At 40.5% G+C, this 25012-nt stretch carries 22 protein-coding genes and 1 pseudogene; 13 read left to right on the top strand and 10 right to left on the bottom strand.

Translation table 11 applies throughout. From position 1 onward, the window contains the following. Window positions 1-266: 266 nt before the first annotated feature. The 3 genes from F896_RS10935 to fahA are packed head-to-tail and all read right to left on the bottom strand — an operon-like array spanning window position 267 to window position 2758. On the bottom strand, window positions 267-815 hold the full coding sequence (locus tag F896_RS10935; RefSeq protein WP_004653219.1) for a VOC family protein: 549 nt from the start codon (window positions 813-815) through the stop codon (window positions 267-269). A gap of 19 nt (window positions 816-834) precedes the next feature. Continuing rightward, the gene (gene maiA, locus F896_RS10930) at window positions 835-1467 is read right to left on the bottom strand and encodes a maleylacetoacetate isomerase (RefSeq protein ID WP_016163506.1); all 633 of its coding nucleotides are present in this window, start codon (window positions 1465-1467) and stop codon (window positions 835-837) included. Then, on the bottom strand, window positions 1454-2758 hold the full coding sequence (gene fahA / locus F896_RS10925; RefSeq protein WP_016163507.1) for a fumarylacetoacetase: 1305 nt from the start codon (window positions 2756-2758) through the stop codon (window positions 1454-1456). Before fahA ends, maiA begins: the two co-directional genes overlap by 14 nt. A gap of 355 nt (window positions 2759-3113) precedes the next feature. On the opposite strand from fahA, the gene F896_RS10920 reads away from it, so the two are divergent. Both F896_RS10920 and F896_RS10915 read left to right on the top strand, forming a co-directional pair. After that, complete coding sequence (locus F896_RS10920) at window positions 3114-4502, top strand: amino acid permease (RefSeq protein ID WP_016163508.1); 1389 nt, start codon at window positions 3114-3116, stop codon at window positions 4500-4502. Window positions 4503-4792: 290 nt separating this feature from the next. Then, window positions 4793-5728 (top strand): LysR substrate-binding domain-containing protein, encoded by a 936-nt coding sequence (locus F896_RS10915; RefSeq protein ID WP_016163509.1) that lies wholly within the window; start codon window positions 4793-4795, stop codon window positions 5726-5728. 94 nt (window positions 5729-5822) lie between these two features. Here F896_RS10915 and F896_RS10910 read toward each other — a convergent pair whose 3' ends face one another. After that, a complete protein-coding gene (locus F896_RS10910; protein WP_016163510.1) occupies window positions 5823-7487 on the bottom strand; it encodes a BCCT family transporter in 1665 nt (554 codons plus the stop codon). A gap of 534 nt (window positions 7488-8021) precedes the next feature. On the opposite strand from F896_RS10910, the gene F896_RS10905 reads away from it, so the two are divergent. The 10 genes and pseudogenes from F896_RS10905 (at window position 8022) to F896_RS10865 (ending at window position 17892) form a co-directional block, all read left to right on the top strand. Further along, window positions 8022-9212 carry an aromatic ring-hydroxylating oxygenase subunit alpha gene (locus F896_RS10905; RefSeq protein WP_016163511.1) on the top strand — a complete coding sequence of 397 codons (1191 nt, stop codon included), beginning with the start codon at window positions 8022-8024 and terminating at the stop codon, window positions 9210-9212. A 1-nt stretch (window position 9213) separates the two neighbouring features. Beyond that, window positions 9214-10644 carry an aldehyde dehydrogenase family protein gene (locus tag F896_RS10900; RefSeq protein ID WP_016163512.1) on the top strand — a complete coding sequence of 477 codons (1431 nt, stop codon included), beginning with the start codon at window positions 9214-9216 and terminating at the stop codon, window positions 10642-10644. A 26-nt stretch (window positions 10645-10670) separates the two neighbouring features. Then, window positions 10671-10832: pseudogene (locus F896_RS21230) on the top strand (rubredoxin); the annotation flags it as partial. Further along, a complete protein-coding gene (locus tag F896_RS10895) occupies window positions 10821-12023 on the top strand; it encodes an FAD-dependent oxidoreductase (protein WP_228130622.1) in 1203 nt (400 codons plus the stop codon). The pseudogene F896_RS21230 and the gene F896_RS10895, both read left to right, overlap by 12 nt. Before the next feature lie 17 nt (window positions 12024-12040). Further along, window positions 12041-13357, top strand: coding sequence for an NAD(P)/FAD-dependent oxidoreductase (locus F896_RS10890; RefSeq protein ID WP_016163514.1), 1317 nt, complete (start codon window positions 12041-12043; stop codon window positions 13355-13357). Between the two features lie 11 nt (window positions 13358-13368). After that, window positions 13369-13722 (top strand): cupin domain-containing protein, encoded by a 354-nt coding sequence (locus tag F896_RS10885; RefSeq protein ID WP_016163515.1) that lies wholly within the window; start codon window positions 13369-13371, stop codon window positions 13720-13722. 144 nt (window positions 13723-13866) lie between these two features. Continuing rightward, on the top strand, window positions 13867-15042 hold the full coding sequence (locus F896_RS10880; RefSeq protein ID WP_016163516.1) for a hypothetical protein: 1176 nt from the start codon (window positions 13867-13869) through the stop codon (window positions 15040-15042). 80 nt (window positions 15043-15122) lie between these two features. Then, window positions 15123-15740 (top strand): MarC family protein, encoded by a 618-nt coding sequence (locus tag F896_RS10875; RefSeq protein ID WP_016163517.1) that lies wholly within the window; start codon window positions 15123-15125, stop codon window positions 15738-15740. A gap of 180 nt (window positions 15741-15920) precedes the next feature. Continuing rightward, window positions 15921-16388, top strand: a complete 468-nt coding sequence (locus F896_RS10870; RefSeq protein WP_016163518.1) for a nucleotide triphosphate diphosphatase NUDT15 — start codon at window positions 15921-15923, stop codon at window positions 16386-16388. Window positions 16389-16722: 334 nt separating this feature from the next. Further along, window positions 16723-17892, top strand: a complete 1170-nt coding sequence (locus F896_RS10865) for an MFS transporter (RefSeq protein WP_016163519.1) — start codon at window positions 16723-16725, stop codon at window positions 17890-17892. A gap of 1 nt (window position 17893) precedes the next feature. Here the strand turns inward: F896_RS10865 and F896_RS10860 are convergent, their stop codons facing one another. Next, the gene (locus tag F896_RS10860) at window positions 17894-19384 is read right to left on the bottom strand and encodes an amidase (protein WP_016163520.1); all 1491 of its coding nucleotides are present in this window, start codon (window positions 19382-19384) and stop codon (window positions 17894-17896) included. Window positions 19385-19589: 205 nt separating this feature from the next. Here F896_RS10860 and F896_RS10855 point away from each other — a divergent pair, with 205 nt between their 5' ends. Beyond that, on the top strand, window positions 19590-20069 hold the full coding sequence (locus F896_RS10855; RefSeq protein WP_004807536.1) for a hypothetical protein: 480 nt from the start codon (window positions 19590-19592) through the stop codon (window positions 20067-20069). Between the two features lie 49 nt (window positions 20070-20118). On the opposite strand, the gene accC is transcribed toward F896_RS10855, so the two are convergent. From accC to F896_RS10830, 5 genes are all read right to left on the bottom strand, one after another. Further along, window positions 20119-21483 carry an acetyl-CoA carboxylase biotin carboxylase subunit gene (gene accC, locus F896_RS10850; protein ID WP_004807534.1) on the bottom strand — a complete coding sequence of 455 codons (1365 nt, stop codon included), beginning with the start codon at window positions 21481-21483 and terminating at the stop codon, window positions 20119-20121. A gap of 17 nt (window positions 21484-21500) precedes the next feature. Continuing rightward, on the bottom strand, window positions 21501-21920 hold the full coding sequence (accB, locus tag F896_RS10845; protein WP_016163521.1) for an acetyl-CoA carboxylase biotin carboxyl carrier protein: 420 nt from the start codon (window positions 21918-21920) through the stop codon (window positions 21501-21503). Between the two features lie 26 nt (window positions 21921-21946). Beyond that, window positions 21947-22396: a type II 3-dehydroquinate dehydratase gene (aroQ, locus tag F896_RS10840; protein WP_016163522.1), complete on the bottom strand. Its 450-nt coding sequence runs from the start codon at window positions 22394-22396 to the stop codon at window positions 21947-21949. A gap of 727 nt (window positions 22397-23123) precedes the next feature. After that, the gene (locus F896_RS10835) at window positions 23124-24158 is read right to left on the bottom strand and encodes an ABC transporter substrate-binding protein (protein ID WP_016163523.1); all 1035 of its coding nucleotides are present in this window, start codon (window positions 24156-24158) and stop codon (window positions 23124-23126) included. Next, window positions 24159-24749, bottom strand: coding sequence for an ANTAR domain-containing response regulator (locus tag F896_RS10830; RefSeq protein ID WP_004807526.1), 591 nt, complete (start codon window positions 24747-24749; stop codon window positions 24159-24161). Window positions 24750-25012: the final 263 nt, after the last annotated feature.

The raw sequence follows: 25012 nt of genomic DNA on the forward strand, positions 1-25012 counted from the left end.
TGCGTGCTTTCACGCCGTATTTGTTGCTGTCAATCATGGATAATTTACATCCAGCACATAATGCCTGAGCAGTTTGCAAAATAGAAATCATCTTTTTAAATGAATCAAATCGGTGAATTGCATAAGCATACAATTGTTTTTAGAGAGATTGCACGCTATTTTGCTGAGCCTACTATGCCTTAAAAACATACAGAATGCTTTAAATTTAGACAATAAAAAAGGCATTAGCATTTTACAACGCTAATGCCAATTTCATTGAACTGGATTTATGCACCAAGTTCATCTTCGTGTAAGAAGTGAGTATGATGTGGTGCACGTTTGGTACGACTCCACTCATCCAGCATTTCGAGTTTCATTTCTTCGGTAATTCGCGCAATCTTGGCATCGGCATGGACATCATTATAGGTCAGTTCCAGACGATGACCATTTGGATCGAAGAAGTAAATTGAATGGAAGATACCATGGTTGGTCACCCCTAATACCTTCACGTCATTGGCTTCAAGATGTGCTTTTGCTGCCATGAGTGCATCTAAATCTTCCACTTCAAAAGCAATATGTTGTACCCATTGTGGTGTGTTTTCATCACGGCCCATATCTGGTTGCGTCGGCAGTTCAAAAAATGCCAATACATTGCCTTGGCCCGCATCTAAAAACAAATGCATGTACGGATCAAAGGCTTTGGTGGATGGCACATGGTCTTCTGCAAATGCCAAAATGAAATCCATATGCAGCATTTTTTTGTACCATTCGACGGTTTCTTTCGCATCTTTACAGCGATAAGCCACATGGTGAATTTTTTTAATTGCAAAGCTCATGATAAAACTCCTTTTATCTCTATTCCCAATCTGGTTGTTGTTCTGGGGTCGCATTCAAGAATGCGGGAAGGGTTAAGCAATGTTGATAGATCGACTCAATCTTGGGAAAAGCACTTAAATCAATTTTAAAGCGCTTGGCGTTATAGACTTGAGGAATCAAACAGCAGTCGGCAAAAGTCGGCTGTGAGCCAAAACAGAATTGTCCATTCGAATGCTGTAATTGCATTTCTAAGCTATGAAAGCCTTCTAAAATCCAATGTCGGTACCACAGCGTTTTTTGCTCATTACTGATTGCAAGATCATTTTGTAGGTACTTCAACACTCTCAAGTTATTGATCGGATGAATGTCACAAGCAATGCTTTGTGCAAAGGCACGGACTTTGGCACGTTCAATCAGATCTTTGGGTAACAGTGCTTTGGTTGGATAACGTTCTTCCAGATATTCCAAAATACTAAGCGACTGTATAAAGGTCTGATCTTGGTCAAGTAGTGTCGGCACCAACTGACTCGGATTGAGGGCACGATAACTTGCCAGTTGCTGCTCATTTTTAACTAAATGCACTGCCTCAGTTTCATAGGGCAGCGCTTTTAGGTTGAGTGCGATCCGTACTCGATAAGCCGCGGAGCTACGAAAGTAACTATACAGTTTCATAGCGCTCGTCCTTTTGTTCATTAAAACGAAAGTGACGTGCTGGTAAAATGGTATTGGCAACTTCGCCAAAGCCCACGCGAATCCCATTTTTTTCACAGTAGCCTTTCATCACAACACGGTCACCATCTTCCAAGAAGCCACGCTTTTCGCCGTTGGAAAGGTTGAGTGGTTTGGTGGTATTCCAAGTCAACTCCAGTAAGCTGCCATAAGAATCTTCAGTTGGGCCTGAAATCGTGCCTGAACCCATTAAATCGCCGACTTGAACATTACAGCCTGCAATGGTGTGATGAGTCAGTTGCTGTGACATTGACCAATACATATATTTGAAGTTGGTTTGGCAAATCACATTGGCTTGTTCTGATTGAGGTGTTTGCACTTCAACACTGAGGTGAATGTCATAGCTGTTGGCAGTGTTTTCTTGTAGATAGCCCAATGGTTTTGGTTGTTGCTCTGGACCTTTGACTTTAAATGGCTCAAGTGCTTCCATCGTCACCACCCAAGGTGAAATGGCGCTGGCGAAAGTTTTGGCATTGAAAGGGCCTAAAGGGACATATTCCCATTGTTGAATATCACGCGCTGACCAGTCATTCAGTAACACCATGCCAAAGATATGTTCCCATGCGTTTTCAATGGCAATCGGCTCACCCAATTCAGTTGCTTTACCCACGACAAAAGCGGTTTCTAATTCAAAGTCGAGTTTACGGGTTGCCGAGAACATAGGGCGTTCTTCATTCGGTAATTTGATTTGTCCTGAAGGGCGCACAATGTCTTTACCGCTGACAATCACAGAACTGGCACGACCGTTATAGCCGACAGGCAATTCGCTCCAGTTCGGCAATAGCGCATTTTTAGGATCTCTAAACATGGTACCGACATTGGTGGCATGTTCTTTAGATGAATAGAAGTCGGTATAGCCAGGAACATGAATTGGCAAATGCAAAACCACATCTTCTTGTTTAAACATCACTTGCTGACGTAAATCGGCATGATCACGTAAGGTCGGGTTTTCTGCGGACAATAAGCTTTGCAAAGTGCTGCGAACCGTATGCCAATTCTGTTTGCCTGTTTCGATGAATTTATTCAGTGTTGGCTGATTAAAGCAGTTCGCTGTTGTGAGCTGTAATAAGCCTTTTTGCTCTAATGCTGCAAGGTCAAGCACCCATTCACCAATTGCAACGCCAACGCGTTTTTCAGCTTGTGCGGTCTCGCTGAAAATGCCGTATGGCAAATTATGTATTGTGAAATCTGATTGGGCATCAATCTCAAGAAAAGAAGTTAAATGATGTGCCATGTTTCGCTTTCCTTGTCTTTAATTCTGTTGGTCTAATCTCATTGCTCAGGGAATGTGTTGATTAAGTAATTGAAAATAGGTTGATATTTAAGTTTTTATCCGCCAATTCTAGTTTACTCAGAGCAAAAATCCCTGCGTCTTAATTTCTATCATACTGAAAATAATTAATTACGCAATACATAATTTAATTACATTATTCATAATATTTGTTATTTATTGAATTTTCTGTTTATATGCGCGGTTATTCGAAAAGTGAATTAATTATTTTTCGAGTTAGATATAGGCATTTGTGATTAACTTATGATATACGTAATTTTAGACAGAAAAATTACGCGACACGGATGAGAATAATCATATGTCAAAACAGGAGCAAGGAAACCTGAACCCAGGTTTAAGCAATCGGCATATCCAGCTTATTGCGCTAGGTGGTGCGATTGGCACAGGTTTGTTTCTAGGTATCTCACAATCGATTAAGCTGGCTGGCCCTTCGGTCATCTTGGGTTATGCGATTGCAGGGCTTATTGCATTTTTAATGATGCGACAGTTAGGTGAGATGGTGGTACAAGAGCCAGTCAGTGGTTCATTTAGTCATTTTGCTTACAAATACTGGGGCTCATTTGCAGGTTTCATGTCAGGTTGGAACTATTGGGTACTCAATGTGCTGGTCTGTATGGCTGAGCTCACGGCGATTGGGTTATATATTCAATATTGGTGGCCTGAAATCCCGACATGGGTTTCGGCATTGGCCTTTTTTATCTTAATTAACGGTATCAACCTTTTGCATGTCAAATTTTTTGGTGAAATGGAGTTTTGGTTCTCCATCATCAAAATCTTGGCAATCTTGGCCATGATTGGTTTTGGTTCGTATTTACTTGCAACAGGAACGGCAGGGCCACAGGCTGGTATCAGTAACCTTTGGGCATTGGGTGGATTCTTTCCATTTGGTGTAGAAGGTCTGGTGATGGCAATGGCTGTGATCATCTTTGCTTTTGGTGGCATTGAATTATTTGGTATTACTGCGGCAGAAGCACGTGATCCTGATAAAACCTTGCCAAAAGCAGTGAATCAAATTATCTATCGTATTTTGATTTTCTATATTGCAACGCTTTTCATCTTATTCGCACTGTTCCCTTGGAACCAAATGGCGCAAGGTGGTAGCCCATTTGTGATGGTCTTTGCATCATTAGATAGCCAAGGCGTGGCAACAATGTTGAACTTTGTGATCTTGACTGCGGCAGTGTCTGTTTATAACGGAACCAGCTATTGCAGTAGCCGTATGTTATTGGGCTTGGCCCAACAAGGTAATGCACCTAAGTTCCTTAAGAAAATCAACAAACGTGGTATTCCGACCAATGCTGTTTATGTATCTGCATTCGTCACGGTACTGTGTGTATTGTTGAACTATGCATTTCCTGATAAGGCATTTGGTTTGTTGATGATGCTGGTAGTTGCAGCGATTGTGATTAACTGGGTGGTGATTTCATGGACGCATTTAAAGTTCCGTAAAGCCATGCAAGCACAAGGGCTAACCACTAAGTTCCCAAGTATTGCTTATCCATTCAGTAATTATCTATGCATTATTTTTATGCTTAGTATTCTTGTGGTGATGTCATTGACTGCGGATATGCGGATCGCGGTCATGATGATTCCTGCATGGATTCTCTGTTTGATGCTGGCCTACTATTTGAAACAGCGAAAATTAAGAAATGCTCAGCCGAGTGTGGCTTTAAATACGGATGTTTAAATCTCAAAGCGATATTTAAAAAAAGGGCTGAATTTTCAGCCCTTTTTGTTTTTATGATAGGAAAATTATTTTGAATGAGAAAAACTCATACATCTATTCGTTTTTCTCCCTTTTTATTGATTGTTATTTATGAGATTTTATCGAAATTAAAAGAATGAAATAATTTATTACATTGATAATAAGTTAATACATCACAAGGAAGTCCGTTTGAACCTTTAGCCACTTTTACTTGAATAAGGTGGTTAACACAGGTGTTCGACATGGATAAATAGGACAAACAAGGAGCGTCCATGAGAATTAAACCATTACCACCCATGAACAGTTTGATTGTATTTGAGGCGGCAGCACGCCATCTGAGTTTTACTCAGGCAGCAAATGAACTGAATGTGACTCAAGGAGCAATTAGTCGCCAGATTAGGCAACTCGAAGAATATCTAGGGAAGGAATTATTTGTCCGTGCCAATCGCAATATTGTTTTAACACCGACTGGCTTACAATATTATCAAACGATATATAGTGCTTTACAGGATGTGTCTCAGGCAACAGCCGAAATAAAAAAATGGCAGGGTGAGCATCAGGTGACAGTTGTTACAACCAATGCTATGGCAGCCTTGTGGTTATTACCCAAAGTGGCGAGTTTTCAACAAAATGAAGGCATTGATTTAAGAATCTTAACCACCGAGAAGATTCTTGATTTGCATAAAATGGATTGTGACCTAGCTTTATTTTATTGCAAAGTACCACCAATCGAGATGAAAGTTACGCCTTTATTCCCTGAAGAAGTTTTTCCAGTCTGTAGTCCTGCTTATCTTGCTCAATTTCAGGACAAAAGCCCTGAAAATATCTTTGCAAAGAGTTTATTGTCTTTGGATGAATCGCAAAAAGATTGGGTAAATTGGGCTGAATGGTTTGCTTTGGTGGGATATCCGATGTTCAAGCCTAAAAGCAGAGTCAATATTAACAATTATCCACTGCTCATTCAGGCTGCCATTAATGGGCAGGGTGTAGCTTTGGCATGGGGATCTTTAGTCGATGATTATTTAGAAAGTGGGGCATTGGTTCGTCCTGTTGAAACAGTATTACGCACCCAAGCGAATTTCTGTATGTTAGAACCTACCGATCGAGGGGTTATTCCTTCTACAGTCAAACAGTTCCGCCATTGGCTTTTAGAGCAGTTGCCGGGACAGGTTGGGCAGAAAGGTTTGAATGAGCTATTAATGGATTAGTAATGTATTTAAGTGAAAAAACCTTTTCAGCTTATGCCATAAAAAAGAGAACCGTTTAAAAAGGGTTCTCTTTTTATATGTAGATTCCGAAAAGTTAAATTTCGGTTTCATTTTCTGGATGTTTTGGTACTACCACAATATTGGCAATGTCTTCCTGTTTAAATGCCTTCATTAAGGCAAACATTGAAATGGTGAGGAAAACGATAATTGGAAAGCCAAACATAATAACAGCGGCTTGAATTGTTTTTAGGCCGCCTGCATAGAGTAAACCTAAACTAATTGCGGTAACGAATAGACACCAAATGATTCGAATACGAATAGGTGTATCCTTTTCGGAACGCGTATCTAGAAAACACAGCACATGAGTACCAGCATCTTGCGAAGTCACGAGATAGGTAATCAGTAACAGACAGGTCGCGATACTGAGGATTGATCCGAATAATCCATTATCTATGGCATTAAATAATTCGAATACAGCCTGTGTATTATCTTGTTGAGTTGCTTTTACAATAGGCCCACCCTTAAATTCAACAGCAGTGGGTGTGATTGCTGATGCTTGAGATACGATTTTATCCGCAGATGGCGCGATTTGATTTTTAATCAATGCGGTTTGTTGTTCAAAACTTTTACGGGCATCTTGTTCAATTTTGAGGGCTGAACCACCAAATACTGCAAACCAAAAGAAAGTCACTAAAGTTGGCACAATCAGCACACCAGAAATAAGTTGGCGAATGGTACGTCCTTTAGAAATTTTGGCAATAAACATTCCTACAAACGGCGCCCATGTCGGCCACCATAACCAGTAGAACGCGGTCCACCAGTTTTGCCATTCTGAATCTTTTTGGGCGTCACTCCATAAACTCATCCCTATAAAGTGCGATGTATAGTTACCGATGCCTTCGATATATGAGTTGGTGATATAGCGTGCAGGGCCGATAAACATCAGAATCAAAATGAGTAGGATGGATAAGATAATATTAACTTCTGAAAGACGGCGCATACCTGTGCCAATACCACGCACGACCGAGAAGGTCGCAATACTCGACAATGAAATCATGAGAATAAATTGAACAGTAACACTGACTTCTATATCAAAAACTTTATGCAAGCCTGCATTAATCTGTAATACACCAATGGCGAGCGTTTGAGAAATGCCGAAGGTTGTAATAATAATCACAAGTATGTCAACGATATGCCCGATTGGACCATAAATACGATCGCCAATGATGGGATGCAAAATTGAACGTAATGAAAAGGGTAGGCCTTTTCTAAATGAAAAGTAGGCAATGGCTAAAGCGGCTAAACAATAAATGGACCAGGCATGTAAACCCCAATGAAAGTAGGAAATTTGCATTGCCATACTGGCGGCTTTATCGGTTAAGCCTTTGGTAAATGGGTTGCTTGCATAATGGTTCATCGGTTCGGCGACACCCCAAAATACCAAACCAACCCCCATAGCACATGAAAATAGCATGGATATCCATGCAAAATAGCTATATTCAGGTTTATCCGTATCTTTCCCGATTTTAAGTAAGCCGTATCTGCTACACATCACATACAGCAGAAAAAAGCACATTGCCGACACAGAAGACAAAATAAACCACTTCATATTGTGTAATAAAACATTGGATAGATCGGCGAATATTTTTCCTGCGGAATCTGCGAAAACAGCACAAAATATAACGAATGCAACTACAAATACTTTTGAAATTATTGAAACGACTGAATGAGAATCAGTGGCTCCTGTTGTTATACGCATAACTCCTCCTTGGATGCGTTGCAAATAGCTAAAAACTATTAGCTATCAGATGCGAATAATACAGAGTAGTAATGAGGAGGAAGAACACTCAACTGATTTATTCTCATTCATCCGTGAGTTTTAATCATGGGAGATTATGAGAGCTCTTACATAAGTCATTTTTGAGCTGTATTGAATTCGCGTCGCAATAAATAAAAGTTCCTTTTCCTTTTAAAAGGATGAGCGTCGTTACGCGCAAGAGGGAGAGGATTTATATGAAGAATCCCCTTCATCCTAATAAGGGACTTTCAACAACAATTTTTTATCAATGATTGATCATTTTTTGACTTTTGAAAGAACGCTATTTTTAAAATATTTAATTCCGTCAGGCAAATTTAATCTAAAGAGCATGATTAAAACTCATAGATACCAAGCTAAAAAGTCGTTTGTGGCACAACCCGATATTTAACACAATCTCCAAAGAAATAGCAGAGTGTGCAAATCATCTCAGCGCAGGGAGTTCTGCATTCGTTCAAATATAAGGGAGATCATCAGATGAATAGTCGAGTTAGCCAACAATTAATTACGGTTCAGCAAGTTGATAATGTTTTAAATCCAATTACTGAATCCAATGGAATGCCAAACTTAGCTTATACCAGCAATGAATATTTTAATTTCGAACGTGACAATATTTTAAGTAAAACATGGGTGTGTGTGGGTTTTGCTTCAGATTTATCTAAAAATAGTTATGTAAAGCCAGTGAATTTTATGGGTATGCCATTGGTCATGATGCGTAACCGTGATGGCTTAGTTCAAGTATTTCATAATGTATGCAGTCATCGTGGCATGCAACTGGTACATGATGAAGGTGCGATTGAAGGTGTGATTCGCTGTCCATATCACTCATGGAGTTATGACCTGAATGGTAATTTAAAAGGTACTCCGCATGTCGGTGGAATTGGTCAGCACAAAGATGAACGTTTTAAATGTGAAAAACATGGTTTAAAGGCACTCCGTTCTGCGATCTGGATGGATATGGTATTCGTCAATATTTCTGGTGATGCCGCATCTTTTGAAGATCATATTGCACCATTAATGCAGCGCTGGAAGCCTTTCCTTGGTGAAAACGGTTTAGAGCTTATTCGCAGTAGTAATGTGGGTTCACATTTTGAACTACCAGTAAAAAGCAATTGGAAGCTTACCGTTGAAAATTATTGTGAAGCCTATCATTTGCCTTGGGTGCATCCAGCACTAAATACCTATTCTAAGCTTGAAGATCATTACAACATCATGTTCGAAGATCGTTTTGCAGGTCAGGGAAGTTATAAATACAACCTATCAGCGACAGCAGGCACCCATTTACCCAAATTCCCAAGTTGGCCTGAAGATCAACTACGCCATGCAGAATATGTTGCTGTATTTCCAAACGTATTGTTGGGTATTCAAGCTGATCATGCATTTGCCATGATGATTGATCCAATTGCGCCAGAACAGACCATAGAAAGGCTTCGTCTATATTACGTCAGCGATGAATCTTTAAATGCCAAATATGATGCATGCCGTGAAGCAACATTAGAGTCATGGAAGGTGGTTTTTGCTGAAGATGTTTTTGCTGTCGAAAATATGCAAAAAGGTCGTCATTCTCCAGGCTTTGGTGGAGGTGTTTTTTCACCTGAAATGGATTTACCAACACACTTTTTCCAAAAGTGGTTAGCAACTCAGGCCAAAGCTGCGTTGGAGGCCTAACATGCAACATTATCTGAACTATGTGAATGGTCAGTGGCGAGATTCGGCACACCAATTTGATGTGATCAACCCTGCAACAGCTCATGTTTTTGCAACCATAGCTCGAGCAAGTATCGAAGATGCAGATGCAGCAATGGCTGCAGCTAGAGGTTGTGTGAACAGTGGTGCATTAATTGATGTGCGTCCTGCACAACGTACAACTTGGATGTTAAAAGCAGCAGAAGCGATTCGTGAAATTGCAGAAGAGGGTGCACTCATTCTATGTCGAGAAAATGGTAAGAATGTTAATACAGCACGTGAGGAATTCGATGAAGCAGCTCGCTATTTCGAATATTACGCAGGCATGGCCGATAAAATTGAAGGAATCTCAGTACCTTTAGGGAAGGATTATATCGATTTTACTTCTTATATTCCTATGGGTGTATCCGTTCAGATTGTACCTTGGAACTTTCCTGTTTCGATCTGTGCACGTTCACTTGCACCAGCTTTAGCAGCTGGCAATGCGGTAGTGATTAAGTCACCTGAAGTTTCGCCGTTAGGTATGGTTCTACTGATTAAAGCGATTGAAAAAGCGGGTTTTCCACAAGGGGCAGTGAACTTACTTTGTGGCAAAGGTTCAGAAGTCGGTACTCATTTAGTGAAACATCAAGAGACCAATCAGATTGTATTTACAGGTTCTGTTCCGACAGGGCAACGCATTTTGAAAGATGCGGCTGAACGTGCGACACCTTCTGTAATGGAGTTGGGTGGTAAGTCAGCAGCAATCGCTTTTGCCGACGTTGATCTTGAGCAGTTACTACGTAGCGTTAAAGTCGGAATTTTTTATAACTCAGGGCAAGTTTGTTCGGCCATGTCTCGGTTATTAGTACACCGTAGCCGTTATGAAGAAGTTAAGGCTGCTGTTATTCATCTGTCAGAAAGCCTAATAGTAGGCATTGGTGAAAGTAATGCGGAACTGACACCAGTTGTTTCTAAAGATCAGCAGCAACAGATTCTTGCCATGATTGATAAGGCGTGTGAAGAAGGTGCAAAAATCTTAACAGGTGGTAAAGCAGCAGATCTAGACGGCTATTTTGTCTTACCTACGATTATTGAAGCAAAAGCAGATATGTCGATTGCTCAGGAAGAAGTTTTTGGTCCTGTAATGGTAATTATGCCTTTCGATGATGAAGACGAAGCCGTTGCAATTGCTAATGGCACAGACTTCGGTCTTGTAGCTGGTGTGTTTGGTGAAAATCTAAATCAAACACTTCGAGTTGCAAATCGACTGATTGCAGGTCAGGTCTTTATTAACGAATGGTTTGCAGGTGGTATTGAAACCCCATTTGGCGGTGTGGGCTTATCTGGTTTTGGTCGAGAAAAAGGGCAGGAAGCCATCTACAGCTATGTTCAAACACGAAATATCGGTATCCGTTTGAAACATAGCGTGTAATTTTTAGAAATAAGGAAATAGACAAGATGAGAAAGTGGTTATGTATTGTCTGTGGCTGGATCTATGATGAAGCGAAAGGCTGGCCTGATGATGGAATAGCACCTGGAACGAAATGGGAAGATATCCCTGATGACTGGATGTGCCCAGAGTGTCAGGTGGGTAAAGCTGATTTTGAAATGCTCGATATCACCGATGTTGAAGAGGACGAAATTCCTCAAGTAGCAGCTGCAGTTATTGAGCCAGTTGTAATTATTGGTAGTGGCCATGCGGGTTATCAAGTTGCATCAGCTTTACGTGCCCAATCTGCTGACTTGTCTATTACTGTATTTACTGCTGATGATGGGGCTTTATATAGCAAACCCGCTTTATCTAATGCTTTAGCATTAGATAAAGATGGCGATAGTTTAGTCCGTGAGACAGCACTTAGTTGGGAACAACGCTTAAATATTCGTGTTTATCCACATACGAAAGTGACTCACATTGATCGTGCTAATAAAAAGCTTCAAACCACAATTGGTGATTATCCTTACGGTAGGCTCGTACTCGCGACTGGCGCAACACCAGTCGTCATTCCTATTGATGGTGATTCTACGGCAACAATCAGTGTAAATGATCTAGCGGATTATCGCCGTTTCCGTCAGCAATTATCAAATAAACAGCATGTCACAATTCTGGGGGATGGTCTGATTGGTTGTGAGTTCGCGAATGATTTAGCTGCACATGGTATCAAAGTTACAGTTGTCGGCCTTGGCAAATGGGCAATGGAGCGCCTTATTCCAGAACTTCTAGGCCATGCTCTACAAAATGCTCTAAGACATTTAGGCGTAGAGTGGAAATTACAAAATAGTATCCGTTCTATTCAATCTGCTCATGGCCGTTACCAGTTAAATCTACAAGATGGTCAATCCATTGAAACGGATTTGGTAATAAGTGCCGTGGGGTTGAGGCCCAATATTGCATTGGCTCAAGCAGCTGGACTAGAGACAGCACGTGGAGTTTGTACTGGTCTCGATCATCGTAGCAGTGATCCTGCGATTTTTGCTTTAGGTGATTGTGCAGAAGTGAATGGCCAGTGGGCGCCTTATATCAATCCAATCACTCAAGCATTACCCGCTTTAGTGAATAATCTTTTAGGTCAGTCAACTAATGCAGATCTGAAATCAACACCAGTTTTAGTAAAAACTCCAATTTTACCGTTATCAGTCTTACCTGCAATGGGGACAGGTGAGTGGAGAGTGGAGCAACATGATGGAGAGTTAGCTGCTGGTTTCTACAATAAACAAGGTCAGTTAACAGGCTTTGCTTTACTCGGACGTCAATTGCAACACCATCGTGCTGAGTGGCTAGAAAAACTAGATTCATGTCCATCCACAGTTTAAGTTAAGGGAATAACCAAATGATCGCTTTACCAAATGATGATCGCAGCTGTGGCTGGTATGCAGCACTACCTTCAGCAGGTGCTGCTAAAAAGCTAATCGGTCCAAAAAAAGCAGACTTTGCCATTATTGGAGCGGGTTTCGCAGGATTAGCAGCAGCCCGTAGATTGGCAGAACTCAAGCCGAATGCCCGCATTATTCTAGTGGATGCACAACGTGTAGCTGAAGGTGCTTCAGGACGCAATTCCGGCTTTGTGATTGATTTACCGCATAAATTTGCCTTAGCGCACCCAGACCCATCACATAAGCAAAAGCTGCTGAGTTTAAACCGAGCTGCTATTGCTCAATTACAGGAGTTGGTCGAGAGCCATAATATTGATTGTCAGTGGTCTGCAGTTGGCAAATACCAAGGTGCTGTCGGAGAACGTGGAGAGGCGCATCTTGGTCACTTTGAACACTTGATGAAAGACTTAGGTGAACCCTATCGCTGGGTGGAAAAAGCAGAGCTGAAAAAAGTACTCGGGACTGATTTTTATAGTCGTGCAATTTTTACTCCCGGTTCCTACTTAATGCAGCCAGCAGCATTGGTAAGAGGTATGGGGGATAATTTACCGGCTAATGTTGAATTATTAGAGCATTCACCAATCCGTGATTTGAAAAGAAATAATAAACAATGGGTATTAGAAGGTGATCATGGCCTGATCACCACGTCAAAAGTACTTTTAGCAACCAGTATTTTCACGCGTGAATTTGGATATTTGAAAAATCGCTTATTACCCGTCATGACCTTCGCGAGTTGGACGCGCCCACTGACAGACCAAGAAATGAATATTTATCTGGGTGAGTTAGATTGGGGACTAACACCAGCAGATCATGCTGGAACGACATTACGTATGACGGCAGATCGTCGTATCTTGATCCGTAATACTTATAAACATGTACCGAAATATGGTGCCAATGTGAGTGATGATAATCGTCACTGGATACAGGCTGATCATCGCAAAGCCTTTTTAGACCGTTATCCAGAGTTAGCTGATGTGCCATTTACACATACATGGGGTGGTGTTTATGCGATTTCTCGTAATTTCACCAATTTCTTTGGTGAATTAGAAGATGGTGTTTATGCAAGTGCTTGTGACAATGGAGTCGGGGCTGCCTGGGGAACAATTTCAGGAACGCTATTAGCTGACTTGGTTGTGGGAGCTGATTCTCAGGCTTTAAGTGATATTCAATATGTAACAGGGATGCCAAGTTTAAATCCACCAGAACCATTTTTAGGCTTGGGGGTGAGAACGCGGATTAGGTTTGAAAAATGGCGTAGCCGTAGTGAATTGTAGGGAAATGAAGAATGAGTGAAGTTCGTTTAGTCGATAGTAATCAACTGATTTTTAAGTTGCGTGGTGAAACACCTCACGGTACTGCTTATGTTGCCAGAGCATTAGGAGCAGATGTTTCTCCAAATATGGGTATTGGTTTTGCACGTTGGGAAGGTGCGGAAGTGAGTTGGAAATTACTTTATGACGAAGTCATTTTTGTCATTGAAGGCTGTTTTGAACTCACTGCAAATGGACAAAAGTATTCGGTTCGTCCTGGGCAGATGTTGTGGATTCCCGAGGGTACAGAACTTATTTATGGTGGGCATGCCTGCTTTGGTTATGTAGTATACCCAGGCAATTGGAAAGAAATACACGGTTTATCTTGAACTTAACTTCATTAACTTTAAGCTGAAAATTAATTTTAAGTGTTTGTTTTTTAGATTATGACTCAGATGAGCAAAATCTCTTAATTAAAAATGAGGGAGAAATAACCACAGATTTCTCTCCAATATCTATACAAGGAGATATGAATGCATAACGTATTTAGTAAATTAAGTGTAGGATTATTTGCAGCTGGGGTGACATTTCCTAGTTTTGCAGCAATGACTTTGGGTGACCCAAAAACGGATACAGGCGCTTTAACGGTTTCAGGTGCATTGCGAGCCAAATATAATTATAAAGATTATGGGCCAAATATTGACTCGGATAACAGTATCAAGTTTGATGCTGCGATTGTGAATATCGCTTATGAATCACCTAAAGTATTTGGGAATGTACAGTGGCGTTGTTATCAATGGTCTGAATTATGTGATTTTTCAACTTTAGTGTCGGCCTATGCGGGTTATCGTTTAAACAGTACAGATCACATTACACTTGGTTTACAGCCTGTACCTTTTGGTCCTAGTCGGTTTTGGGATAGCAGCTTTTATGCAGGTCTCAATTATACAATGGGGCTACAAGATGTACTCAATTTAGGAGTTAATTATCATACTGAATTGCCTTCAGCCACGAAGATTGATTTAGCATACTTTGTCCGTGATGGTGGTCATTATATTGGGACAGCAGATAAAGCTACGGCTCGTTATTCCGCCAACATGGTAAAAACCAATGGCTCCGAAATGACAAGCTTAAAAGAAAAAAATATGTTTGTAATGAGAGCCAAACAAGAGCTTAGCTTTTTCAATAATGATGACTTAGATATGGCTGTTGGCGGAAGTTACTGGTATTCAACGCTTGAGAATCAACAGAATCATAAAGAGGGCAATCGTAAAGCTTGGTCATTATTTAATACGCTCAACTATCAGAACTTGGGAATAACCCTGACTGCTGGACAGATCAAAATAGACAATAAAGATCCAATTTCTAATTATTCGACATTTGGTTCATTTGACACCGCGTACAACATCGCAAATAGTGGCACTTTTTATTCAGTCGATGTGAACTATACGTTTAAGGACGTCATAAATGGCCTGAATGTTACGCCTTATGTGGTCTTAAGCGGATTGAGTAAAGATGAGCAGAATTATAAAAACTCTCAACGTAATATCATTGGCGCAGCTTGGAACTATAAGCAGATTTCGCTTTATTCAGAATATATCACCAGTAAAAATGACCCATTTATTGGGGGAACCACAAACTCATTGGCTGGCGGTGATGACGGACGGTGGAACAAGTTGTTGAATGTCATGTTTGTTTATAATTTTTAATCATTTGCATACAAGCATATAAATTCAATCTTTCGTAGAAAGCTGATTAACTTATAGAAGACTCATTGGAGTATGGGGAGATGACATCTTCTTATTTGAGCACATTTCTCTTATTTTTCTCATTGTTAAATCCATTTCTGATGAGTGTCTATATGATTGGATTAATTCGACATACAGAGACCAAAATATTTAATCGTGCACTGATACAAGGTGGGCTGATTGCTTATGTTGTGTTTTTACTTTTTGCTTGGGGAGGTGAAGCAATTTTTAGTAAGTATTTAAATGTACGGTTTGAATCGTTCCAGATATTTGGTGGCCTTATTTTTTTGGTCATTGGCTATCGCTATGTTTTCCAAGGGGCAGATACGATTGGTGAAATGCGGGGTGCTCCAGAACATCTAGCGGGTACAGTCGCTATGCCTTTTATGATTGGGCCTGGAACAATCAGTGCTGCTGTTGTAACAGGTATGAGTATGTCAATTGCTGAGGCAGCAATCGTGATTGCATGTACGCTATTTTTAACATGTAGTGTATTAATCGTAATGAAACTCTCGCATGATCATTTGCGTTATAAGCATGCCAAATATATTGATCGCTATTTCGATATTGTTGGTCGACTTGCTGCACTGCTTGTTGGCACAATTGCAATTGATATGATTGTGAATGGAGTTACCAGATTAGTGATGAAAACGGGGTAGCTGATTTGACCCGAATGCTATGTTTTATGATAGGAAAATTATTTTGAATGAGAAATAGCATTTGGGTGTTCTCTTCGTTGGTATTATTACTGCAATCGTTAGTCGCCATAATAGTGCTGACATTCTGCATAAGACTTCAAATAACTTAGTCCAGATAAAATATTGCAAAGGTATTAAATCATGATTGAGAGTTTAAATTTAGCGCCCATAGTCGGTGTTGGCGTGATGATATTTGATGATACAGATCAGGTCTTGTTGGGCTTACGTATTAAAGTCGGTGAAAAGGCTTCTTGGTGTTTTCCTAGTGGAAAAATTGAAGCTGGTGAAAGGTATGAACAATCAGCGCTAAGAGAAGTAAATGAAGAAACAGGCTTAAAATTAGAAGATTTGAATATTAAACCATTTACGTTACTTATTGATCAGTCTTCGCCGGTTGTAAATACCACTGTAGGACTGTCTTGTCAGTTACACGATAACAAGATGAAAGCGCAAATTGTTGTCACCGAACCAGATATTTTTGATAGATGGTCATGGTTTAGCTTATCAGACTTACCCTCTAATTTATTTCCGGCATCTGAAGCCATGTTAAATGTTTGGAAAGAAGAAAAGCTACTTGAGTCATGGGTTTCTTATCCGATAATGGCCTGAGATCACCATAGACCATGATTTACTCTGGTTAATATATGATTTATAAGGTTTTTTTAAAATATAAACCTTGGAGCTAGGGCCATTGCAAAAAGCGGTTTTATGAGACGCGAAAATAAATAATGATGATTGGATTTTATTCATATAGAAATGAACGTAGATTCTATATTCGGATTTATATTCATCAAATGAATTATTCGAGGTGGTTTAGAGGTATGATGCTTGGATACAAGCCAGTATGAATGATGAAAGCGTATATGTTTGGATGCGAGTTAAAGCTTCAAATAGAAAGATATAAGCCGTTATTTCAGGCTTAGCCAACGAATAAAATGAATCAATGCCATCACTGACCATCAATACCAGACTCGCAGGTTTCTACTTCTTCTACTATGCCATAGTCGGTACATTCATGCCGTATTGGAACCTGTATCTACAAGATCAGGGTTTCAATTATCAAGAGATTGGTATTCTTTCTTCAATTGCGATTATCACCCGTTTTTTTGCACCATTGATTTGGGGCTGGATTGCAGATAAATCAGGTAAACGAATGCTTTTAGTTCGAATTGCGACATGGATGGAAGCCTGTATCTGGTTCGCCATCTTCGTAATTCCGAATAGTTTCCAATCAGTGGCTTTACTGATGTTGATTTTCAGCTTCTTTCAAAATGCCATCTTGGCGCAGTTTGAAGGGGTGACTTTATTCTGGTTAGGTGAAAAACGTGCTGAACTCTATGGCAAAGTGCGTAAATGGGGTTCAGTTGGCTTTATTGTCGGTGTGTTTGTCATAGGGGCTTTGTTGGAGGTTATTCCAATCTCAATGTTGCCGATTTTACTTCTATCTATTTCATTCCTAGCTTTTCTCTGGTCGTTTACAATCAAAGAACCAGAGCATGCGCCAAGCTCTCAGAAAACACTTGAACCACTGCTGCCGATTTTAAAACGGCCCATCGTCGCGGCATTTTTCAGCATTGAATTTATTTTACTGTTCTCATTGGCGCCGTTTTATAGCTTCTATAGTAACTTCCTCAAAGAGATTGGTTTTAGCACCACACAAATCGGTAGTTTATGGGCGATGGGGGTGATTGCTGAAATTGTGATGTTTGCGGTGGCACAAAAGCTGTTTTTTACTCGCTTTTCTTGGCGAACATTGGTGGTGATTTGCTTAGTGTTGACCAGTTTCCGTTGGTTCTTGGTTGGTATCTTAGAGACCAACTATATTGGACAGTTACTTGCTCAATGTTTGCATGCCTTTAGTTTTGGCCTGTTCCACCTGATTGCTATGAAAGTGATTTTCCAGAACTTTACACCAGAGCAGCAAGGCCGAGGACAGGCGTTGTATAGCACCATGTGGGGCTTAGGGGTGGCATCTGGAAGTTTGTTGGCAGGGCACTATTGGCAAATCTTTTCAGGTGCGACAATTTTCTACTGTGCCAGTGTGGTGGTCTTGTTTGGTTTATTGCTGGTACTATGGCTGCCGAATCACGTGGAAACAACAGCCAAAAGTTAAGTTAGATTTGGATATGTTTATATTGTGGCAGCCACGGTTGTGCTTGTTCTAGTTGAGCGGCAAGTTGCAACAAGCGGTCTTCACGTCCAAAAGGCGCGATAAACTGGCTACCCAGTGGCATACCGTGCTTATTCCAGTACAAAGGGACTGACATGGCAGGTAGGCCTGTTACATTGGCGAGCTGGGTAAATGGCACCCAACTTAAATTGTCCTGTACCATTTTTTCAACCAATTTACCTTGTGCCAAGTAGTGGGCTTTTCCTAGTTTTAGCAAGCCTTTTAGGATTGGCTTCTGCCAAGCAGGTGTCGCAACCTCACCATTTTTAGGCGCGACTGAGGCCGTGGTTGGGGTGAGGTATAAGTCATATTTTTCAAAGAAAATATTCATCTGGGTGCTGTACAGCCCCCAATTATTGAGGGTATGAATATATTCTGTCGCCGTGGTCTTCGCTCCAAAGGCAGCCAAAGCAATTGAATCAAGTTCGAAATCACGATCTGTTGCACCCGCCATTTGCTTGATTTGTGCCTGCATATAGGAGAACTGACTGAACCATGTGGTGACGAAATCTTTTGCCAGTTCGAGTCCATCAATTTTAGGGCGGTCTTCAACCACAATATGACCCAATGACTCCAATATCTTGGCTGTTTGTTGTATGGCTTGAATTGCATCTTTAGAAATTTTGGTACCAATTGGTGACTGGGTACTGAACGCAATGCGGAGTTTCTTTGATGCTTGCTGAATAACATCTAAATATTTTTGTTCAGGGGCTTCGATTCGAAATAATGAAGTTTGTTCTGGGCCTTGCACTGCATCCAGCATGGCCGCACTATCTCGAACGGTTTTGCTGAGCACATGTTGCATAGCCGCTCCGTGCATGGCTTCGCTGAATTGTGGCCCCCAAGGCGTACGTCCACGACTTGGTTTTAGTCCGAATAAACCGCAATAAGAAGCAGGGATACGAATTGATCCACCGCCATCACCCGCACCTGCAATAGGGACTAAGCCGCCTGCAACAGCTGAAGCAGCACCACCTGAAGATCCACCGCTGTTATATTTTAAATTCCACGGATTATGACATGAACCCCAAGCGTCAGGCTCAGTAATTCCTTTAATGCCAAATTCAGGCGTGTTAGTTCGTCCAAAAGTGACAATACCAGTTTGTTCCCAGCGATTGACAATTTCTGCATTAAAGTCTGGTGTGTAATTGATTTTTTTTAATGCTTGGCTGCCATAGGAAGTTGGCACACCTCGGTATTCTTGGAATAGGTCTTTGACTAAAAATGGAACGCCTGCAAATGTACCACTAAGATTTTGTTGCGCGCGTTGTTTGGCTTGTTCGTACATTGGGATAATGATGGCATTTAGCTTTGGATTGACCTGCTTGCTTCGTTCTAATGCGATTTCCAGTAGCTCTGAAGGGTGAACCTCTTTGTTTTTGACTAACTCAGCTAACCCCAAACCATCGTACTGTACGTATTCTGAAAATTTCATGGCTTTTATCCCTAAAGCGAAAATCTTTATAAAGTAAAAAGTTAAATACAATTTGAAAAAATAGAATACCTGAAAAAGTGTCAAAACAAGCAATTAAATTACATGGTAAAAATATTGTGTTTATATGGTTATGAATGCATGCTTTTATCAAAAAATATGCTAATTTAAGCCTATGCACCGTTAAGATGACGACTTAATTAAATCTATGAAAAATATTTATATTATTGGATTATTATGGGCTTGCTCAACATGGACTATGGCAGAGACGGTCGTAAATGACAAAGCAACAGTAACACCTCAACAAATAGCTAAAGCAAATGCGATTCGGGTCACAACTCGCCCTGAAATTATGGGGCTGTGGGGAATGGAAATTCCGAACAATAAGAAGTGTGTCGAGTACTATAACTTCCGTGGTGCAAGTGATGTGGTGATTAAAAGTGGTCAAGAATGGTCGTATGGCTTATATGATTATCAGCCATCAGAAGATCATAAAGAGCGCTTGCCAGCATTAGTTCTGCAAATTAAATATGACAATAATGAAATGGACTGTTCAGGTCAAAAGCAAGATCAAACGGGTGAAGTTTCCCAGTACTTTGTAAAATGGGCCAATGATTCAACCATCGATTTTTGTGCCAGTGAGAAAGGCGATAAGTGTTTTGCAACCCTGCGTCGTGTTTTGCCTTAGTTAAAGATTATTATAAAAAAGCCTCTTATTATTTAAGAGGCTTTTTTATTTAGGCTTTTTCAGCTTTTGGTTCAAGCTGTTTCAACAAATGTTTTTCAAGATAATGAATATCCATTGCTTGTTCGCAGAAATTTTTGTCTTGTAAGATCAAATCTTTATGCAATGGAATATTGGTTTTAATTCCTGTCAAAATCATTTCATCTAATGCTTGGCGCATGCGAGCTAACGATGTTTCCCGGTCTTTACCATGAGAAATCAATTTTGCAATCATTGAGTCATAGTAAGGCGGGATGTTATAGCCCTGATAGATGTGTGAATCCAAACGGATACCGGCACCACCAGGCGCATAGAAACTTTCAATTTTACCCGGAGAAGGTAAGAACGTGGTTGGATCTTCTGCATTGATACGGCATTCAATCGCATGACCTTTAACTTCGATCTGCTCTTGTTCAAGTTCAAGACCTAAACCAGCCGCAATACGAAGTTGCTGTTCAATAATGTCAACGCCAGTCACCATTTCAGTCACAGGATGTTCAACTTGTACACGGGTATTCATTTCAATGAAGAAGAATTCACCATCTTCAAATAAAAATTCAAATGTACCCGCACCACGATACTGCATCAACTTACAGGCATTCACACACGCTTCTAAAATATCAGCACGCGCTTGTTCAGGTAGGTTTGGTGCCGGGGCTTCTTCTAATACTTTTTGATGGCGACGTTGTAAAGAACAATCACGATCATAGAGGTGAATCGCATGGCCATTACCATCACCAAGAACCTGTACTTCGACATGGCGTGGTTTCTGTAAGAAACGTTCCATATAAACCGTATCATCACCGAACCACATTTCAGCATCACGTTGAGCAGCTTGAACAGATTCAAGTAGTGTGTCGACACGTTCTACGATACGCATACCACGACCGCCGCCACCAGAAGCCGCTTTCACGATCAATGGAAAGCCGATTTCTTTTGCTTCCGCGAGTGCATTGTTAATCGTTACGGCATGGTCACAGCCCGGTACCGTTGGTACGCCTGACTTTTTCATGGCAATAATCGCTGATACTTTATTCCCCATCAGGCGAATATGTTCAGGGCGAGGGCCAATGAAAATAAAGCCAGAACTTTCAACGATTTCAGCAAATTCCGCATTTTCGGATAAAAAACCATAACCAGGATGGATTGCATCCGCACCTGTGATTTCTGCAGCAGTAATAATTGCAGGAATATTTAAATAGCTTTCACTACTTGCACCCGGTCCGATACATACTGCTTCATCAACGAAGCGTAAGTGCATTAAATCTTTATCAGCATCTGAATAGATACCAACTGTTTTAATGCCAAGAGTTTTACAAGCCCGAGTAATTCGTAAAGCGATTTCGCCACGGTTTGCAATTAATACTTTTTGCAACATAGGAATCCCCAAACTGATTAAGCACGGTAGCGGAAAAGTGGTTGACCGAATTGGATCACTTCACCGTTTTTCACTAGAATTTCTTCAATCACGCCGCTTTTTGTTGCTTCAATTGGGTTCATGATTTTCATTGCTTCAATGATCCCTAATGTTTCACCCGCAGATACTGTTTGACCTACATTTACAAATGGTGCTTCACCTGGACTTGGTGCTGCATAGAACACACCAACCATTGGTGATGATTCAACGGCACCACGTGGTGTTTTTGCTGCTGGTGCTGGAGCAGCAACTGATGGAGCAGCAGCTACAGCAGCAGCGGCATAAACAGGAGTAGGGCGAGTTAATGAGATGGATTGGTCGCCTTCCTTAACTTCAATCGCTTGTAAGTCAGATTCAATCATCAAGTCGATGAGCTTCTTGATTTTACGGATATCCATGAGTGAGCATTCCTAAAAAGTCTAAATTAGTTAGAAGATTGAATTTTTTCGATAGCGTAATCGAGAGCAAAGGAATAACCCTTTGCACCTAAGCCACAAATTACGCCAATGGCTTTATCAGATAAATATGAGTGATGACGGAATGATTCACGGGCGTGAACATTTGACAAATGAACCTCAATAAATGGGATTGCAACACCAAGCAGGGCATCGCGTAAAGCAACTGAGGTATGGGTCAAGGCAGCAGGGTTGATAATGATAAATTTCACACCCTCGTTTTGTGCTTGATGGATACGATCGACAATCGCACCTTCCCAATTGCTTTGAAAAGTATCTAGTGTAAGTGATGCATGTTGGGCTTGAGCGGTGAGTTGCTGGTTAATATCATCTAGCGTGAGATAACCATATACCTCTGGTTCGCGTTTTCCTAGCAAGTTCAAATTCGGTCCATGAATTACCAAAATGGTTGAGCTCATTCAGCCTGCTCCAATTCTAAATCTGCAAAAGTTTTTTGCAAGATGTCTGCAAAGTTTGCTTATTATGGCACAAAATTCTGCAATTTTTTTATAATTTGTTTTAATCGATGAAGAAATTTGCATGCCAAGCATGGTGCATATAATGAAAACTTTGCAAGGAATTGGCAATGTTAAAATATGACAAAATTTAGCGTAATTTTATTTTTAAACATTCTAAACTGAATTACCTCATTTCGTTCATGGGATTTGTGTAACTCAGCAGTCAAACTATTTATATTTTGGTATTTTAGCGCGACTGAAATCCTTAGAAAAGAATTGGGTAAAGTGTATTTTTATGAGATTCAATAGAATGATGATTTTATACTAACATATTGTTTTTATGTGATTAAATTATTGTCTTTGAAGATGTTAGATCCATAGTAGCTAAAATATAAATATTGATTAGTTTCTGATGCTACTTGGCCATTGGGTGACATTGTGAGACGCTTGGTTACCGCAATGCAAGATGATTAGAGATTGAACACCATTGTCGCTTATTCAGTTGGCAGAAATGATAAAAATTCGCACTCTAGATGGCAGTTAATGACATAAAAATGTCCGAAAAAGATATCTCTGCTTTCAATATGATAGTTACTACTTAAGGGGTTACTTGTGATTGGCATAACCCCTTTTGGGTCTTTCAAAAGCTGTCTTGATATTTAAAGACAGCTTTTTTTTGTCCTTTGTTTTATCGATTATTCGCAGCAGCTTTATACGTTTCAAGCAGTAGGCAATTCTGTGCTTGAGTCATATAGGTGTCTTGTTCAAGTTCTACAGCATTCCATTTATGCATTTGTTGAAATAGCCATTCAAAGTCTTGGGCTTTTGGCTCAGCACTGTTTTGTACAAAGTTACGAATGATATTCTGGATGGTAAAGTATTTTTCAACATGAACGTCTGTTGAGCAATGGAACTGAATCACATCAAATTCAATCATAAGTTGCCATACAGGAGTGAAATCATCCAGTTGTCGCAATTCTTGCTGTGCCTTCATGATCGCACTGGTTAAGGCAATCAAGCTGTGTGGATGTTGCTGCGCCCATTCCTGTGTAACGGCTAAGACTTTGTCTGCAACATTGGGAATAATCTGTTGGCTCGAACAGATGATATGACTTAAGCCCTGTAACTCGGCTTGAGTATTCCAAGGTTCGCCGACACAAAACCCATCTATTAAATGATTACTGATCGCTTCAACCATATAAGGTGGCGGTAGAGTTTTCATTTGAATCGATTGCGCTAGTTGAGGGTCGGCCAAAGCAAGCCATTCTCTTAAGCAATAGTGATGAATCGAATGTTGGAATACATGCGCCAAAGAGACGTTTTGATCTTGCTGGATATAATCCGTCAGTTTCTGTGCGGAGCTTTCAGCGCTGTCTTGTTTCTGAATATTCAGTGCATAACAGAGCTTTTGGCTTAAGCTGATAAAGGCTCGATTTTCACTCAGCACGAGAGGGGTTTGTAAAGCAATGCCAATTTGGTCTGTGCCGACCGCCGCTGCTGGCAGCATGGCAGATAGGCAATGTGCTGCATCGAGTAGGCCAAAAGCAAGACGATCACGTAAACTGGCCCAAGATGCTTCCTTGACTAAATTGACATTTAAACCGACTTCGTCAAAAAAACCACGCTGTTTTGCCCAGAGTAATGCGACACAATCCAGTAAGGGAATATAGCCCAGTTGTAATTCGGTTTTTTCTACTTTTGCTAATTCGACTAAATGGCTCATCTATTCATCCTTTAGTTGATTATTTAAAAGTTGTTGGGCATCGAGTAAACGCCGTGCCATTTCTCCAATAGTCATACGATGGCTCATGGCATTTTTTCGGAGTAACTGAAAGGCTGTATCTTCGGTTAAGCCATGTAGTTGCATCAGCAACACTTTGGCCTTTTCGACATCTTTACGATCCGCCAATTTAGTCTTGGCATCTTTCAGGTCACATTCAAGTTTTTTATGTTTTTTATACTGCTCAATCGAAATATCTAAAATAGTGTGCAGGCGGCTTGGGTCTATACCATCGACAATATAGGCGGTAATCCCTGCATCAATGGCTTGTTTAATCATATCTTTATCGGTGTTCTTGGTAAAAAGTACCGTAGGTAGATCAAAGTTGCTGACACAACTTTCGATCACATCGCGATGTGGGTGATCCATATCAAGCAGAATCACATCGGCTTGAAGATGTTCGAGTTTAAAAATATTGAGATGATCGAGGGTAAAACAAGCCACTACATCAAAGTCATGTTCAATCAAACAGGTTTTTATGTATTCAGCCCGAGCCTGGTCGTCATCAATAAGTGCGATCTTGAGTTTCGGCATAAGTATATAGGTCAAACGGTGGGGTTATGCACAGAGATTAAAGTGCTGTGCGTATTGTTTTTGAAGCAAAAATAGTGCCAGTGAAGCTATTTTGTTTTCTTATTCGGTGCAATCGCTCCATTGGCGTATTGTTTATGCGCTTTATTGTATCGCTGTGATCAAATAGAAGAAATGAAAAATTTGAATTATATCCACTAGAATGAAAGCTGCACTTTTTAAGTGCGTAAAAAGAGTTGTTTTGAAGCAGTGTAAATTATGCTTTA

Source organism: Acinetobacter genomosp. 15BJ (genome assembly GCF_000400715.1).
Taxonomy (GTDB): Bacteria; Pseudomonadota; Gammaproteobacteria; order Pseudomonadales; family Moraxellaceae; genus Acinetobacter.

Coding starts and splice junctions, on each gene's coding strand:
- F896_RS10860 (WP_016163520.1), bottom strand. CDS start 19,384: ATGAAATTTTCAGAATACGTACAGTACGATGGTTTGGGGTTAGCTGAG.
- F896_RS10870 (WP_016163518.1), top strand. CDS start 15,921: ATGATTGAGAGTTTAAATTTAGCGCCCATAGTCGGTGTTGGCGTGATG.
- F896_RS10835 (WP_016163523.1), bottom strand. CDS start 24,158: ATGAGCCATTTAGTCGAATTAGCAAAAGTAGAAAAAACCGAATTACAA.
- F896_RS10895 (WP_228130622.1), top strand. CDS start 10,821: ATGCTCGATATCACCGATGTTGAAGAGGACGAAATTCCTCAAGTAGCA.
- accB (WP_016163521.1), bottom strand. CDS start 21,920: ATGGATATCCGTAAAATCAAGAAGCTCATCGACTTGATGATTGAATCT.
- F896_RS10865 (WP_016163519.1), top strand. CDS start 16,723: ATGCCATCACTGACCATCAATACCAGACTCGCAGGTTTCTACTTCTTC.
- F896_RS10855 (WP_004807536.1), top strand. CDS start 19,590: ATGAAAAATATTTATATTATTGGATTATTATGGGCTTGCTCAACATGG.
- F896_RS10910 (WP_016163510.1), bottom strand. CDS start 7,487: ATGCGTATAACAACAGGAGCCACTGATTCTCATTCAGTCGTTTCAATA.
- aroQ (WP_016163522.1), bottom strand. CDS start 22,396: ATGAGCTCAACCATTTTGGTAATTCATGGACCGAATTTGAACTTGCTA.
- F896_RS10920 (WP_016163508.1), top strand. CDS start 3,114: ATGTCAAAACAGGAGCAAGGAAACCTGAACCCAGGTTTAAGCAATCGG.
- F896_RS10875 (WP_016163517.1), top strand. CDS start 15,123: ATGACATCTTCTTATTTGAGCACATTTCTCTTATTTTTCTCATTGTTA.
- F896_RS10885 (WP_016163515.1), top strand. CDS start 13,369: ATGAGTGAAGTTCGTTTAGTCGATAGTAATCAACTGATTTTTAAGTTG.
- F896_RS10935 (WP_004653219.1), bottom strand. CDS start 815: ATGAGCTTTGCAATTAAAAAAATTCACCATGTGGCTTATCGCTGTAAA.
- F896_RS10915 (WP_016163509.1), top strand. CDS start 4,793: ATGAGAATTAAACCATTACCACCCATGAACAGTTTGATTGTATTTGAG.
- F896_RS10890 (WP_016163514.1), top strand. CDS start 12,041: ATGATCGCTTTACCAAATGATGATCGCAGCTGTGGCTGGTATGCAGCA.
- maiA (WP_016163506.1), bottom strand. CDS start 1,467: ATGAAACTGTATAGTTACTTTCGTAGCTCCGCGGCTTATCGAGTACGG.
- F896_RS10830 (WP_004807526.1), bottom strand. CDS start 24,749: ATGCCGAAACTCAAGATCGCACTTATTGATGACGACCAGGCTCGGGCT.
- F896_RS10880 (WP_016163516.1), top strand. CDS start 13,867: ATGCATAACGTATTTAGTAAATTAAGTGTAGGATTATTTGCAGCTGGG.
- fahA (WP_016163507.1), bottom strand. CDS start 2,758: ATGGCACATCATTTAACTTCTTTTCTTGAGATTGATGCCCAATCAGAT.
- F896_RS10905 (WP_016163511.1), top strand. CDS start 8,022: ATGAATAGTCGAGTTAGCCAACAATTAATTACGGTTCAGCAAGTTGAT.
- accC (WP_004807534.1), bottom strand. CDS start 21,483: ATGTTGCAAAAAGTATTAATTGCAAACCGTGGCGAAATCGCTTTACGA.
- F896_RS10900 (WP_016163512.1), top strand. CDS start 9,214: ATGCAACATTATCTGAACTATGTGAATGGTCAGTGGCGAGATTCGGCA.